General features: G+C 59.8%; 11 protein-coding genes and 1 pseudogene. 2 read left to right on the top strand and 10 right to left on the bottom strand.

All coding sequences use genetic code 11. The features are described 5' to 3' along the window. Nucleotides 1-11: 11 nt before the first annotated feature. From BISU_RS13540 to BISU_RS06045, 5 genes and pseudogenes are all read right to left on the bottom strand, one after another. Nucleotides 12-419 carry a TrmH family RNA methyltransferase gene (locus tag BISU_RS13540; protein ID WP_404801793.1) on the bottom strand — a complete coding sequence of 136 codons (408 nt, stop codon included), beginning with the start codon at nucleotides 417-419 and terminating at the stop codon, nucleotides 12-14. A gap of 8 nt (nucleotides 420-427) precedes the next feature. Further along, nucleotides 428-878 (bottom strand): annotated as a pseudogene (locus BISU_RS13535) (RNA methyltransferase); the annotation flags it as partial. A 40-nt stretch (nucleotides 879-918) separates the two neighbouring features. Continuing rightward, nucleotides 919-1,647 (bottom strand): hypothetical protein, encoded by a 729-nt coding sequence (locus BISU_RS06055; RefSeq protein ID WP_024463132.1) that lies wholly within the window; start codon nucleotides 1,645-1,647, stop codon nucleotides 919-921. Between the two features lie 565 nt (nucleotides 1,648-2,212). Then, nucleotides 2,213-3,556, bottom strand: coding sequence for a DNA recombination protein RmuC (locus BISU_RS06050; RefSeq protein ID WP_024463131.1), 1,344 nt, complete (start codon nucleotides 3,554-3,556; stop codon nucleotides 2,213-2,215). A gap of 164 nt (nucleotides 3,557-3,720) precedes the next feature. Next, the gene (locus BISU_RS06045) at nucleotides 3,721-4,002 is read right to left on the bottom strand and encodes a metal-sensitive transcriptional regulator (protein WP_024463130.1); all 282 of its coding nucleotides are present in this window, start codon (nucleotides 4,000-4,002) and stop codon (nucleotides 3,721-3,723) included. A 306-nt stretch (nucleotides 4,003-4,308) separates the two neighbouring features. Between BISU_RS06045 and BISU_RS06040 the strand changes: the two genes are divergently transcribed. Next, nucleotides 4,309-5,199: a hypothetical protein gene (locus BISU_RS06040; RefSeq protein ID WP_024463129.1), complete on the top strand. Its 891-nt coding sequence runs from the start codon at nucleotides 4,309-4,311 to the stop codon at nucleotides 5,197-5,199. A 494-nt stretch (nucleotides 5,200-5,693) separates the two neighbouring features. Here the strand turns inward: BISU_RS06040 and clpB are convergent, their stop codons facing one another. From clpB to BISU_RS06015, 5 genes are all read right to left on the bottom strand, one after another. Further along, nucleotides 5,694-8,366 (bottom strand): ATP-dependent chaperone ClpB, encoded by a 2,673-nt coding sequence (clpB, locus tag BISU_RS06035; protein WP_024463128.1) that lies wholly within the window; start codon nucleotides 8,364-8,366, stop codon nucleotides 5,694-5,696. Between the two features lie 318 nt (nucleotides 8,367-8,684). After that, entirely contained in the window at nucleotides 8,685-9,545 is an 861-nt protein-coding gene (locus tag BISU_RS06030; RefSeq protein WP_202805565.1) for an ABC transporter substrate-binding protein, read from the bottom strand. A 245-nt stretch (nucleotides 9,546-9,790) separates the two neighbouring features. Further along, nucleotides 9,791-10,483, bottom strand: coding sequence for an ABC transporter permease (locus BISU_RS06025; protein ID WP_202805564.1), 693 nt, complete (start codon nucleotides 10,481-10,483; stop codon nucleotides 9,791-9,793). After that, nucleotides 10,480-11,127 (bottom strand): ABC transporter permease, encoded by a 648-nt coding sequence (locus tag BISU_RS06020; protein WP_024463125.1) that lies wholly within the window; start codon nucleotides 11,125-11,127, stop codon nucleotides 10,480-10,482. The genes BISU_RS06025 and BISU_RS06020 overlap by 4 nt, the downstream gene beginning before the upstream one ends. Before the next feature lie 6 nt (nucleotides 11,128-11,133). Beyond that, entirely contained in the window at nucleotides 11,134-12,225 is a 1,092-nt protein-coding gene (locus BISU_RS06015; RefSeq protein ID WP_024463124.1) for an ABC transporter ATP-binding protein, read from the bottom strand. 220 nt (nucleotides 12,226-12,445) lie between these two features. On the opposite strand from BISU_RS06015, the gene BISU_RS06010 reads away from it, so the two are divergent. After that, entirely contained in the window at nucleotides 12,446-13,903 is a 1,458-nt protein-coding gene (locus BISU_RS06010) for an aromatic amino acid ammonia-lyase (protein ID WP_024463123.1), read from the top strand. Nucleotides 13,904-14,021 lie beyond the last annotated feature (118 nt).

Below are 14,021 nucleotides of genomic sequence, written 5' to 3'. Positions count from 1 at the left end.
GGACTTAGGACTTAGGATTGCTGGACGCCGCGGCCGTGCTGGACGATCCAGCAGTGCATCGCGACGGCTGCGGCGGCGCCGGCATTGATGGAGCGCACCGAGCCGAACTGCGAGATGTAGACCACGTCGTCGGCCAGTTCGAGCGCTTTGCTTGACAGGCCGGGTCCTTCGGCACCGAACAGCATCAGGCAGCGTTCGGGGAACTGGTAGGTCTCAATCGGCACTGCGCCGGGAATGATATCCAAGGCGATGACGCGGCCTTCGCACGGCTGCGCCGTAACGTTGGCATGGTCAACGTTATCGTTGGCAGTCTTGTCGTGATCGGTGTTGTCGTGATCGGTGTTGTCGTGATCGGTGTTGTCGTGATCAGCATCGGCAGTATCGGCACTGCGCCGGGCTGCATCGAATTCGCGCTGCACTTGGGCACGCCATGACGATACGAGTTCCTCGATGCTCGGATGATGCTCGACGTGCTGGTAGAGCTCGGTCATGAGCGAACCCTTGCGATTCCATTTGTGCGGGCCGACGATGTGCACCGTTCGTGCGGCGAAGGCGTTGGCGGTGCGCACCATGGAGCCGATGTTGAAATCGTGCGTCCAATTCTCCACGGCGACCTCGAAGCCGTGCCGTCCACGCGCATCGAGATCGCCACGAATCGCCTCGACCGTCCAGTATCGATACCGGTCCAGAACATTGCGCCGGTCGCCGTCATCCAGCAGCGCGGCATCGTAGCGCCCGCTGACAAAATCCGGACTTGCCGGATCGTCAGGGCGCGGCGCGTCGGGGTGCTCCTGCGACCACGGGCCGACGCCGATCTGCCTGAAAACAGGCTCACCCGAGGCCTTCGCCGCCGCGGTGATAGGGTTCGGCTCCCTCATGCCATGCTCCTCATATACTCGTGCCCGTATATGCGTGCCGCTACCGCAGCTCGCGCTCCTCGAATACCGGGATGAACGGGACCGCATGACGCGAATCGTTTACCGTATCGATGACTTCGACGAATGATGCGTCATCGGTTGTGTGTGCGGAGTCGGCCTTGCCGGTCTTTGCGGTTTCATCGCCTGCAGTCTCGACAACGCCGCCATTCGTACTGCCGTTTGCACCAAGACCGCCGATCAGCGTCACTATCGCGAGCACCTGCGCCTGCTCATGCTCCACAATGCTGAAATCGAGGTTCAGCTCATTGCCATTGCGCAGTGTCACCAGTGACGACGTCTGCACATAGGACTTTTCGGACAGCCAGGAATCAAGCAGTATCACCTGCTTGCCTCGGATTGAAGGGCCTTTGATCGAGGGATAGACGAAGTCCATAACGAAGCCATCAAGCGGTTTCCCTTGGCTGGCGGCCGCATGCATGGCGGCGATGACCAGCGGAACGGCGGCAGCGGTCAGCGCACCTACAGCATCAAAATCGCCAAGGTCAAAGCCGCTCTGGTGCAAAGCGTCAAGCACGGCCTCGCCAGCCAGCGCAACGCCGCGCTGATCAAAGGTCACCGCAGACAGTTCGCTGAATGGCTTGTCTGAGATGGCTTCGCGCAGCATCTGCCTAAGTCCGTCTTTGCCGTTTTTAATTGCGCCGATTCCAGCTTCGGCACCTTGCCCGCCGCTCCCGGATTCCGGCAGTGCAATTCGTTCGTCCGCGCTCATAGCAGCCCCTTTCGCCATTTCGACATTATTGCCTCATTCATACATCCAGCGTAACCCGTCTCGCCGTCATAATCTCGCCCAGCCCAGTGCATACGGAATCTCTGCCCTGCATGACAACAACGGCTCCATAGCGCATCATCTGCTGCCGTATGTTGCCTGCGATCCGCAGTGCATACGCACAGCCATGGTCTAGCGGATAACGCTCATGCCGCCACACCACATCGTGTAGGCAGCAGCACCACATGGTTGATCGCCACCATACCGTCAATGTCTGCGCTGATATCTGCAGCCAATGCCATTGAACAACGCCACCTCCTCACACTCACACCATTGCATGATGCCTTTGCACAGCGTCATTGTCATTATTCAGTGCCCTTACTCAGCCATGCCGCTGTTATTCCACTCATTCATTCCACTCATTCCATACTGCGCACCGCATCGTCCAGCGAACTCACAGCGCATACGCTTACTTTCCAATGCGACACCTCAACCGGAAACCAAGCGAACTCATCGGCTGCTGTGGCAAGCGGCACAAATCGCTGCCGCAGATCGATGGCCCTCCCGATCAGTCATCGGATTCGGGCTGGATCTCGGGCGCGGTGAGCTCGCGCAAATTGGCCTTGTCGGGGTCAATCAGCTCAACCGGCTCGATGACCTTGGTGTGGTCAATTTTCTGCAGCTTGCGCGCAGTCACCAGAACGCGTGATTCCAAGGACGAGGCGAACTGGTTGTATGCCCCGACCGTGCGCGTTATGGCCGTACCGAGCTTGTTGGCCTTGTCTCCGAGCACGGAGAAACGTTCGTACAGCTCGCGCGAGAGGTCAAACAGTTTCTTCGCGTCGTCCGTCAGGCTTTGCTGCTGCCAGGCGAAAGCAACCGATTTGAGCACGGCCCACAGGGTGACCGGCGAAGTGAGCGCGACTTTACGCGCGAAGGCATCGTCCATTAGCGTCGGGTCGGCTTCGAGTGCTGCCTGCAGCAGTGACTCGTTGGGAATGAAAGCTATCACGAAATCAGGCGCAGTTTCGAAAGCATTCCAATACGCCTTGTCTCCCAAGGTTTTGACATGCTCCCGCATCGCCTTGGCATGCGCCTGCAGCAAGGCGCTTCGGCGTTGGAGCTCCTCGGGACTCGCTGTCTCGGATATCTCGCAGGCCCGCTGATAGTCCGAATACGGCACTTTCGCGTCAATCGGAATCGATTTGCCGCCAGGCAGCCGGACGACCATATCCGGGCGCTGAATATGCCCCTCAGGATCCGTGACGACGACCTGCGTATCGAAGTCCACATGTTCCAGCAAGCCGGCTGATTCCACGATGTTCTTGAGCTGGGCCTCGCCCCAAGCTCCGCGCACCTTGTTGTTGCGCAGCGCTGCGGACAGCGAGCTGGTCTCCTTGTCGAGCCTGGTCTGCTGCTCGCCAAGCCCTTTGAGCTGCTCGCCAAGCGCGCCCATTTCATGCTTGCGGCCTTCTTCGATCTGCGCGACCTTGAGCTGCAAGGAATCGAGATTCTTCTGCACCGGGGCGAGCGCGGAAAGCACCTTGCTCTGCTCGGCCAAGGTTTTGGCCTGCGCCTCCTGTTTTCGCCTCACCTCAGCTTCGGCACGCTCGCGCTCATGCTCCAGGCGGGTCTGCTCGGCACGCTGCGCCTGCGCAAGCTGCGAAGTGACGAAGGACAGCTGCTGGTTCAGCCCCTCGCACTGGGCACGATATTGGGCGCACTGCGCAGTAAGCTCGCCGACCTGACGGACGGACTGCTCATTCAGCGACTTCTGCTCGACAAGCTGCGCATCGCCTACCCCACGCGCCTCATCGCGACCTTTCGCCTTGCCCAGCACGAAACCCGCGAACAGCCCTAACGCCGCCACGAGCACCATCAGCATCATCAACACCACAGGATTATCGAACATATGTTCTATTACAATGCATGCCATGGACGCTGGAAACACGCCACGAAATCAGCCGAAACGGGCGGTTCGCATAGCGCAGCCGACAACCGCCAACAACCTGCAGACGGCCTGAGCAACGGATGCGGTTATACCAATCCGCCATAATTCCAATGCTGTGGCCCTATCTACGACTTGACCAGCCTGCCGATGGCCGCGGAGGCTTCTGCCAGCTTCTCGTCAGCCACTTCGCCGCCCTGCGCCGAAGCCTGTCGGACGCAATGGTTCAAATGGTCGTCAAGCAGCAGCAGCGCAACCGACTTAAGCCCGGAGTTCGCTGCGGCGATCTGCGTAAGAACATCGATGCAATACTTGTCATCCTCAACCATCTGCGCGATGGCATGGACCTGCCCTTCGACGCGGTGCAGCCTGGCCAGCACCTTGGTCTTGTCCTCTCCATATCCCTGCATGCCGTCTCACGCTCCTTCACCGGCGTCCCGCGATGCGATAACGCCTTCATTTGCTATGGTTGCAGACCCTCGGATTGCAGTGTCAATCCGATTCGCTCATACCCACCTAGGGTATATTCTAGGCACATTCCGGCCACCCGACATCGTTGCCGAGCCATCAGCGCAATGACCGCAATGGCGCGGCACCGCGCGACACCCCGACCGCGGACGGCGCATGCGTTTATTTTGCAACAAGCGGCCGCATCCGCTTGGCCGCGACCGTCCGAGCTGCGATGATAAGGAGCTGGGAAGCATAAGGAGGAACCGGTGGGATTCGATCTGTTCATGGCCGTCGTGGCCATCGTGCTGGCCATTTTCCTCACATGGCTGACGCTATGGCTGTTTTTCGGGCAAGGTCGCGACGATGCCATCAACGCCAGCGGCAGCGACGGAAGCGGCGCTGCGAGCGCACGCTCCGCCGCCCACGATTTTCTTGTCTCATATTTCGGCGGTGACGCCCGGGCCACAGGAAACGGCAGCAATCAGCGCGTCGGCATGCCCGCCGTCAGCCCGGAATATATTCGCCAGTTGCGAAAGCTGATGATTCTCAGCGCAGTGCTCACCCTTGCAATCATCGCCACGACGCTGCTCGACACCATGAATACGCACGCCGTGCCGTCATGGATCGCCAGCGCCTGGCTGCGCGCCATATTCGCCACGCCGATTCTGTTCTACTGCGGCAGACCGATTCACCGCGTCGGATGGGCAGCTCTGTCGAATCGCGTCGCCAACACCGATTCGCTGGTGGCGCTCGGCTCGACGGTCTCCTATATCTACAGTCTGGCGCTTTGCATCGCGCCGAATCTGCTGCCTGCGGCTTTGTATGAATGGGGCTTCGCCCTGATGGGAGTAGCCATCACACTGGCTCTGCTGTGCCATCAGTTCGTCGCAGACACGATGACGCCAGCCGAGGAACGCGTGCTGGCGCGTAGGGTCCGCATCTCGCGAATCGTCGTCCCCGTCATATTGGTCACGGCTATTTGGGCCTTCGCCATCGAAATCGTATTCGGTCCGCAGCCACGCCTTGCGCTAGCCGTCATGTTCGCTTCGATCGTGCTGATGCTCGCCGGACTCATCATGTCGGCGGCATGGCTCGCTCTGGGACGATCCGCAGCACGTCCGGAACTCCCGGAGACCAACCATCAGGCCAGCGCATAGCTTCATCGCCTCCGCTCTGCTGGGTTGAATCCCAGTGGGCGTATTCGTGCGGTTTACGCGGGGAAACGCACGAATACGTCCAGTACCGGACGCGGAAATGAACTGCACGCCCCGAAGCGGATAATCAACCCTCGGCCTAATCATTTGCTTCGGCCCCTTAGCGGGGCCTCTCTTCGCCTACGGAGTGACGATGCCGCGGGGACGTCGTCCTCCGCAGCTTTAGCGGGGCCATCACGACCTTGGGGGTCGTTCACCTCACCTACGGAAAACCCGCAGGGCTTTCCGCTTAACGGTTTGCAACATGCTAGCGAGGTTCGGGTTCGTCTTTTACCGACTCGTTACCTTCGCAGCCTTGGCGGAGCCTCGGCCCCGCCTTCACGACCTTAGCGGTCGTTCACTTAACGGTTCAGCTGCTCACCTCGCCTACGGAGAGCCCACAGGGCTCTCCGTTTAACGGCTCGGCTGGGCTCTCCGCCTAACGGCTAGCTCAGCAATCAGCTTTCTTTCAGCGGATCCTCGGGCATGGTGCTCAGCTCGAGGTGCTCGCCACCGGTCTGATCCACCAACACGGTGTCGCCATCGTGCACCTGGCCCGCCAGCAGCATGCGCGCCATCTGGTCGCCGACTTCGGTCTGCACCAAGCGGCGCAAAGGTCGCGCGCCGTACGCCGGATCGTAGCCCATATTCGCCAGCCACTCTCGGGCCGCGTCGGTTACGTCGAGCGTGATGCGACGGTCGGTGAGCCGCGCGGCGACTTCCTTGACCTGGATGCTGACGATGCCGCCGAGTTCCTGGCGCGTCAGCGGGTGGAAGATGATGAGATCGTCCAGGCGGTTGACGAATTCGGGCTTGAACTGCGCATGCACCGCGTCCATCACCGCGATCCGCTTCGCATCGTCATCAAGGCCGGGCTGCACGAGGAACTGCGAACCGAGGTTCGATGTCATGATGAGAATCGTGTTCTTGAAGTCGACCGTCCGGCCTTGGCCATCGGTCAGGCGACCGTCGTCCAAAACCTGCAGCAGCACGTCGAAGACTTCCGGATTGGCCTTCTCGACCTCGTCGAACAGCACGACCGAGTAGGGCCTGCGCCGCACGGCCTCGGTGAGCTGGCCGCCTTCCTCGTAGCCGATGTAGCCCGGCGCCGCGCCGATCAGGCGGGACACGGAGGCCTTCTCCATGTATTCGGACATGTCGATGCGCACCATGGCCTTCTCGTCGTCAAACAGGAAATCGGCGAGCGCCTTCGCCAGTTCGGTCTTGCCCACGCCGGTCGGCCCCAGGAACAGGAAGGAGCCGGTCGGGCGGTTCGGATCCGAGATGCCCGCACGCGAGCGGCGTACGGCGTCGGAAACCGCGCGGATGGCTTCGCTCTGGCCGATGACCCGCTTGGAAAGCGCGTCCTCCATATGCAGCAGCTTCTCGTTCTCGCCCTGCATGAGGCGGCCCACTGGGATGCCGGTCCATTCGGAGACGATGCCCGCCACGGAATCGGCGTCCACATGGTCCGGGACCATCGGCTCGCTGCCAGGCATACTGTCAGCCACGCTTCCATCACCAGAACCATCGGCGCCGCTCACACCACCGTCAGCACCCGCAGCGTCGTCAGCGTTCTCAGCCGCCGCAAGCTCCTTCTGAATCGCCGGAATCTCGCCGTACAGAATGCGGCTGGCCGCTTCGAGATTGCCCTCGCGGGTGAACTTGTCGGTCTCGACGCGCTTGGCATCGAGTTGGGCGCGCAGCTCGCCGACCTTGTTATGGCCGGCCTTCTCCGCATCCCACCGCGCCTGCAATCCGCTGAGCTTCTCGCGGGCATCGGCCATATCGGACTCGATCTTCTCAAGCCGTGCCTTCGAGGCTGGATCCTGCGCCTTCTTGAGCTGCATCTGCTCCATTTCCAAGCGCGTGACCTTGCGCTGCAGCTCATCGATCTCCTCGGGCTGAGAGTCAAGCTCCATGCGCAGATGCGCCGCCGCCTCATCGACCAGGTCAATGGCCTTGTCGGGCAGCTGACGTCCGGAGATATAGCGGTTCGACAGCGTGGCCGCAGCCACGAGCGCATCGTCGCCGATCGTCACCTTGTGATGGGCTTCGTAGCGCTGCTTGAGCCCGCGCAGGATCGCGACCGTGTCCTCCACGCTCGGCTCGCCGACGAACACCTGCTGGAAGCGGCGTTCGAGCGCCGGATCCTTTTCGATGTTCTCGCGGTATTCGTCCAAGGTCGTCGCGCCGATCAGCCGCAGCTCGCCCCTGGCCAACATGGGCTTGAGCATATTGCCCGCATCCATCGACCCCTCGGCAGCGCCCGCGCCGACGATGGTGTGAATCTCGTCGATGAAGGTGATGATCTGCCCATCGGCGTTCTTGATCTCCTCAAGCACCGACTTGAGCCGCTCCTCGAATTCGCCGCGATACTTCGAACCGGCCACCATCGAGCCGAGATCCAGGCTGATAAGCCGCTTGTTCTGCAGCGTGCTCGGCACATCGCCGGCCACGATGCGCTGCGCCAGCCCTTCCACCACGGCCGTCTTGCCCACGCCCGGCTCGCCGATCAGCACCGGATTGTTCTTGGTGCGACGCGAGAGAATCTGCATGACGCGACGAACTTCCTGATCGCGCCCGATCACCGGGTCGAGCTTGCCGTCCTTCGCCGCCGCCGTCAGATCGGTCGAATACTTCTCCAAGGCCTTGTAATTGCCTTCGGCGTCCGCGCTCGTGACCTTCTTGCCGCCGCGAATCTGCGGCACGGCCTTGCGCAGCGCCTCAACGGTCACGCCGTTGGATTTGAGGATATCCGCAGCCCGATTCGGCGCGGCCTGCGCAATGCCGATGAGCAAGTGCTCGGTGGAGACGTAGTCGTCGCCCATCTGCTGCATTTCCTTTTCGGCCTGCGTCAGCGCCAACGACAACTGCCGGCTGGCATCCGGCTGGGATGTCGTCGAGCCGCTGGCGCTCGGCAGGGCCACCAACGCATTGCGCACCTCGGCCCCGATATGCTGCATGTCGCCTCCGGCAGCCTGAATAAGCGCCGGAACCACGCCGTTCTCCTGACGCAGCAAGGCGTCCGCGAGATGCAGCGTATCGACCTGCGCGTTGCCGGCCGCCGACGCGCTCTGAATGGCGTCGCCTATCGCCTGCTGAGCCATCGTGGTAAACTTCTGTTCCATATCAACCTCCGTCGTCAAGCGCCGCAGCCGGCCTCGGTCGCAATCGCAATCGCATCCCGAGGCTCGTCCGCAGCGCATCACATCAATGTCTGATATGTTCAACCAAGACAGTCACCATTCTATTCCCAAAACTTGAGCGCAAGTGACTCAAGTTTTGGGAATGTGAAAATAGGCGCGTTAAAGAAGAAAAGGCGCACCACCACTTCATCGCGTTGTCGCTTCTCTCCATCACCCCATACAACAAAAAAGCGCCGGACTCCGCCAACATCACCACGATGACGGAACCCAGCGCATTCGCCGGCCAATACGATCGAATTCTCACAGCCCTTGCTGCGACAGCCACCCATCCGCGACCTTGCCGATATCGTCGCCGGCATTGACCTTGCGATTCATGGAGATCAGGCCATCCGTGGTCAGCTTCGCCGATACTTTGTTCAGCGCCTCTTTGCCCTTGTCCGTCAGCTTGCTCTCACGAACGATAGGCAGCACCGCTGCAGGCGCGAACAGCTGCTTGTCGTCCTTCAACGCAACCAATCCGCTGTCCTCGATCGACGGATCGGAGGAGAACATGTCACCGGCCTGCACCTGGCCGCCTTTCAGCGCCGACAGCGTCAGCGGACCGCCCGCGTCGAGCACTTGGAAGTCCTTGAACTTCAGCCCGTATACCTTTTCAAGACCAGGAACGCCCACATACCGCTCCTTCCATTCGGAAGGACCGCCAAGCACGACCTGCGATTCGATCTTCTTGAGATCGGAAATCTTCGTCACGCCGTTGCTCTCACTGAATTTCTTGGTCACGGCGATAACATCGGTATCCTGAGCCTCAGACGCGTCCAGCGCCACAATGCCGTCAGGCAACTTGTCATTGAGGTCATCGACGATCTTATCGGGATCGGTTTCCGAACTCGACTTGTCGAGATAGCTCAACAACGTACCTGAATATTCCGGAATCAAATCAATGGAACCATCTTTGAGAGCGTCCATATACACCTCGCGGCTGCCGATATTGAGTTTCTCCTTGACGTCCACACCGGCCTTCTTCAGCGCATGGGAGTAGATCGTAGCCACGAGCTGGCTTTCCGCGAAATCGGCGGAGCCTATGACCATGGCGCCGCCCGAGCTGCCAGACGATGAGGTATCGGATCCGAGCGGGTCACCTGATCCCCCGCACGCAGCCATTGAGGCTAAGGTCGCAACACACAGTGCTCCGGCAAATATTTTTCTTACAGCGTTCATAAGCGTTCTCCTAGTCATTACGTCATTACAAGGTTTTTAAGATTTCACGGCGGCTTTGATTACCTATGCACATACGCGCAATACGTCTATGAGCAGGGCGTCTGCAAGCACAAACCGTCAGTTTCAACGGCCAAGGTTATTGATGGATATGCGGCATACAGCGGGCGGCAAGCATGGGCCGATACGCATCACCCCCTCTCCCGTATCCTGCGCGTCAGTCCGGGCGATGTCATGGCATTGCCTGCCCACGAGATCAGCAGATCGACGATGACGGCGAGCAGCGCCATCAGAATCGCGCCGCCGGCCATCTGCGAATAGTCATTGGCGGCTCTGCCGTCGATGATGTATCGTCCAAGTCCGTTCAATGACACATAGGCGGCGACAGAAGCCGTCGACACTACTTGGAGCGTGGCGCTCCTCATGCCGGACACAATCAGCGGCGCGGCGCACGGAATCTCCAATCGCATAACCATCTGGCGGCCATCCAGCCCCATGCCCTTCGCCGCGTCAATCACCGACTGGTCAATGGAGCGAATGCCTTGGCAGGTGCCGTTCAGAATAGGCGGAATCGCAAGAACAACAAGCACGATCATCGCCGGAATCACAAACGCCAGTCTGCTCGAGAACCGAGGCGCCAATATCAGCACCATGAAAATCAGCAGACCCAGCGTCGGCAATGCGCGGAATGCGTTCGCCAATCCGACAATCACCGATTCCCCTTTGCCAGTATGTCCGATATAAACGCCAAGCGGAAAGGCAATCAGGAACGCTATCAGCATTGCGATCAACGAGTACAGCACATGCCATCCGATTTGAACAGGAATGGAATCCGCACCAGCCCACTGGGCTGGATTCATAAACCATGCAACGATGTCCGTCATGCCATATTCCTTTCACGCCACGGGGTTACGGCCTTGCCTAAAGCGGCGATGAGCCTGTCGAGAACGAGCGCGAGCACAAGGCACATCACCAAGCCAGCGACGATGGGCACGAATGTCCGCCGGGAGAAGCCGATGGTGAACAGCGAACCCAACTGCGAAATCCCCACCAACGCCGCAACGGTGACTATGGAGATGTTGGAAACCACCACCACGCGCAGCGCACCGAACAGCACAGGCAAAGCCACCGGCAATTCCACGCGGAAGAACCGTTGCATGCTGGTCAGCCCCATGCCCTCTGCCGCATCCAGCACTTCATGAGGCACGGAGGCGAGTCCGTCGGCGACTTCACGCACCATCAGCGCCACGCTGTAGACCGTCAGCGCGATGACTACGTTCAACGGGTCAAGAATCCTGGTGCCCAGTATTTTCGGCAACAGCACGAACAACGCCAAGGACGGAACGGTGTACAGCACGCTGGAGATGTTGACGATGACTCCATACAGCCTCCTATATCGGTAGGCGACTCCTCCCAGCGGAATGGAAACTACCAGACCAATAACGGTGGGCAGCAGCGTATAGAACAAGTGCGAAATGGTCAGCTCGCCTATCATCGGCAAGTTGTCGAGTATCCATGTGAATTTCATCCCGTTTCACCTCTTTTCCGTAGATTCCTCGGCACGGCCTACGAGCTGGCCCATAACGTCCGAGCAATGAATCGCTCCCCAGCCAGCTCCGTCCTTCCTTTCGACGATCGCCATGCCGCACGGCGAGGCGAGCACGGCATCCAGGTATTCCTTCAACGGCGCAGCTCCTTCACGTACCGTCGCGGTATAGGCAATGGCGTCGGCGTCGCAAGCGCTTCGCCCATCGGGACGAACCCAGCCGACTGCCTCGCCTTCCTTATTGCAAGCCACAAGCCACTCGCCACCTGTGGACGGACCAAAGTCATCTCCGATACGAATCGTACCGACCGAGGAAATCGGCATCTCGGAGCACACAAACGACAGCTCTTCATAGCCGCGTCCAGCGCCAAGGAAATCGGAGACGAAATGGTTCGCCGGGTGCCGAAGCAATTCGGCAGGTTCGGAGAATTGCACCAGATGCCCGCCCTCCTGAAACACCGCGATATAGTCGCCGAGCTTCAAAGCCTCCGCGATATCGTGCGTGACCAGAACGATCGTCTTGGCAAACGTCTTCTGAATGCGCAGGAACTCGTCCTGCAGCTGCTTGCGCACGATGGGGTCTACTGCACTGAACGGTTCGTCCATAAGCATGTAGCTCGGATCGGCGGCGAGCGCGCGGGCCACGCCGACCCTTTGCTGTTGGCCGCCAGACAGCTGCCAAGGGTATCGTTCGGCGTATTCCTCTCCCAATCCAACGATATCCAGCAACTCCCGAGCATGCTCGTACGACGCCTTCTTGTCTTTGCCGCTGAGCATCGGAACAGTGACGATGTTGTCGATCACTTTTCGATGGGGGAAAAGACCGGCGTTCTGAATGACGTAGCCGATGGCTCGGCGCATCTGGATGACGTCCGTTTCGGAGCTGTCAATGCCGCCAAGCAGAATCCTGCCCTGCGTCGGCTCGATCAGCCGGTTGATCATGCGCAGCGAAGTGGTCTTCCCGCAGCCCGAGGGACCGACAAGAACGGTGATCTTGCCTGTGGGCGCCGTGAAGCTCACATCGTTTACTGCGACCGTTCCATTGTCATATTGCTTGGTTACCGATACGAATTCGATCATTGCCCGCTCCTTTAAAGTGCATGTCCGTTGCAGGTATTGAGACCAGACTAAAAATGGAGCGTTTCGAAAAGCAACCATAACTGTTACCACCTAGTAACATCTTAATTTCATGTAATGAAATATTTGTTTTTTATACTCGGATTCCATGCTCGACCCATCGGCCGCTGACGTGCATCACCATTCGATGTCACCTATTCGGACACCAAGCAGGAGAAATGCAATGCCGACCATAACCATTGAGGGGAACCTCACGCTCGACGCTTTCACAGACATCGTCGAAGGCAACGCGCATGTCGCCGTCGACCCTTCTGCCATGGAACAGGTTCGCCAATGCCATGTTGACGCGCGTGAAATCGCCAGAATGCACCCCACCTATGGCCGTGGCACTGGCGTAGGCGCCAACAAAACGACCACAGTCACGCTTGATGAGGAATCTCAAGGCATCAGTCTGCTGCGCAGCCATTCCGTGGATGCCGGAAAGCCCTATGGGCGCCGGGAGGTGCGGGCGATGCTGGCCATTCGCCTTAATCAGCTCTGCAATCCGGGTTCGGGAATCGACCCGGCCATACTGCCATCGCTGGCCGATATGCTCAATGCCGACAAACTGCCGCAGCCGCGTCGCTACGGTTCGGTCGGCACGGCAGATCTGACGGCGCTGGCCGGAACCGCCTTGGCCATGATCGGCGAGCGGCCGCTTCTAGACGCCCAAGGCAAGGCGGACGGCAACGCACGGCAGCTGGCGCACTTCACCTCGCAGAGCGCATTGCCGTTCATCAGCTCCAGCGCCATGACCTTGGGCGAGACCTTGCTGACCTGCGTCGAGCTGCAACGCATCCTCGATGCCGAAGCCGTTGCGTACACCCTCGCCATGCTCGTCGAATCGGGCAATCCGTCACCACTGCAGGAGGCCGGGGCGCGGGCTGTCGCAGTGGATGAAGCGCAGCCCGCTGCGGAGAATATACGACGTCTGCTGGATGGCTGCGCGTGGGAGCCGCACAATATCCAGGATGCCTACGCGCTGAGAGCATGGCTGCCGCTGAGAGCCAGCACCCTGCGCAGCTTGCATCGTCTGGAACAGCAAATACTGGACATTGCCAACATTGCGCAGGAAAATCCTTTGTTCCTATCCGAAAGACTTGATGTGGTCCATCACGCCGCCTTCCTTCAAGCGGCGCTGGCCCACGAAATCGCCGGAATATCACTCGCCATCGCGCAGGAAGCGCCATTGCTGCTGGCGAGAATCACCAGCTTCAACGACTCGAAGAACACCGGCCTCCCACGTTTTCTGGCACCGGAACAAGCAGGAACGTCCGGCACCATGATTGTGGAATACGTGGCTGCCAGTGCCGAGGGCGAGATCTTCGCATCCGCCACGCCTGTTTGCGCCCATGGCGCAGTGCTGTCCAATGGGCTCGAAGAGGACGCCTCTTTCGCAACCACCGAGGCAGAGCAACTGCAACGATCCACAAAAGCGCTGACCACCATGGTGTCATGCGAGCTGCTGGTAGCGATACGGGCTGCACGAATGAAGCATCTCGACGAGCAATTGCCGCAATCCAGCCCATTGCGGGGATTGTTCGAGCTGACCTCCGTCATCAGCAGCGACACAGCCGACCGGGATCTGCGCGATGACCTGCAATCCATAAACGACCTCATCGCCGACATCGCCACATGCTGAAACGCCTTGCCGCCTTCGTAAGAGGCGACGGCCATCCGCTTATGCCCAAGCCCAAGCCCAAGCCCAAGCCCAAAGAAACGCGTAGCAATACCACCGGATTTCGCCAAGTAAACACGGC

The sequence above is a fragment of the Bifidobacterium subtile genome, assembly GCF_000741775.1.
Taxonomy (GTDB): domain Bacteria; phylum Actinomycetota; class Actinomycetes; order Actinomycetales; family Bifidobacteriaceae; genus Bifidobacterium; species Bifidobacterium subtile.
Note: the sequence above shows the minus strand (reverse complement) of the source record. Positions and strands in the feature narration are given on the sequence as shown.

Excerpts from the sequence above, each read along its gene's own strand:
- BISU_RS06055 (WP_024463132.1), bottom strand. The coding sequence starts at position 1,647 with ATGAGCGCGGACGAACGAATTGCACTGCCGGAATCCGGGAGCGGCGGG.
- BISU_RS06050 (WP_024463131.1), bottom strand. The coding sequence starts at position 3,556 with ATGTTCGATAATCCTGTGGTGTTGATGATGCTGATGGTGCTCGTGGCG.
- BISU_RS06045 (WP_024463130.1), bottom strand. The coding sequence starts at position 4,002 with ATGCAGGGATATGGAGAGGACAAGACCAAGGTGCTGGCCAGGCTGCAC.
- clpB (WP_024463128.1), bottom strand. The coding sequence starts at position 8,366 with ATGGAACAGAAGTTTACCACGATGGCTCAGCAGGCGATAGGCGACGCC.
- BISU_RS06030 (WP_202805565.1), bottom strand. The coding sequence starts at position 9,545 with ATGGCTGCGTGCGGGGGATCAGGTGACCCGCTCGGATCCGATACCTCA.
- BISU_RS06025 (WP_202805564.1), bottom strand. The coding sequence starts at position 10,483 with ATGACGGACATCGTTGCATGGTTTATGAATCCAGCCCAGTGGGCTGGT.
- BISU_RS06020 (WP_024463125.1), bottom strand. The coding sequence starts at position 11,127 with ATGAAATTCACATGGATACTCGACAACTTGCCGATGATAGGCGAGCTG.
- BISU_RS06015 (WP_024463124.1), bottom strand. The coding sequence starts at position 12,225 with ATGATCGAATTCGTATCGGTAACCAAGCAATATGACAATGGAACGGTC.
- BISU_RS06010 (WP_024463123.1), top strand. The coding sequence starts at position 12,446 with ATGCCGACCATAACCATTGAGGGGAACCTCACGCTCGACGCTTTCACA.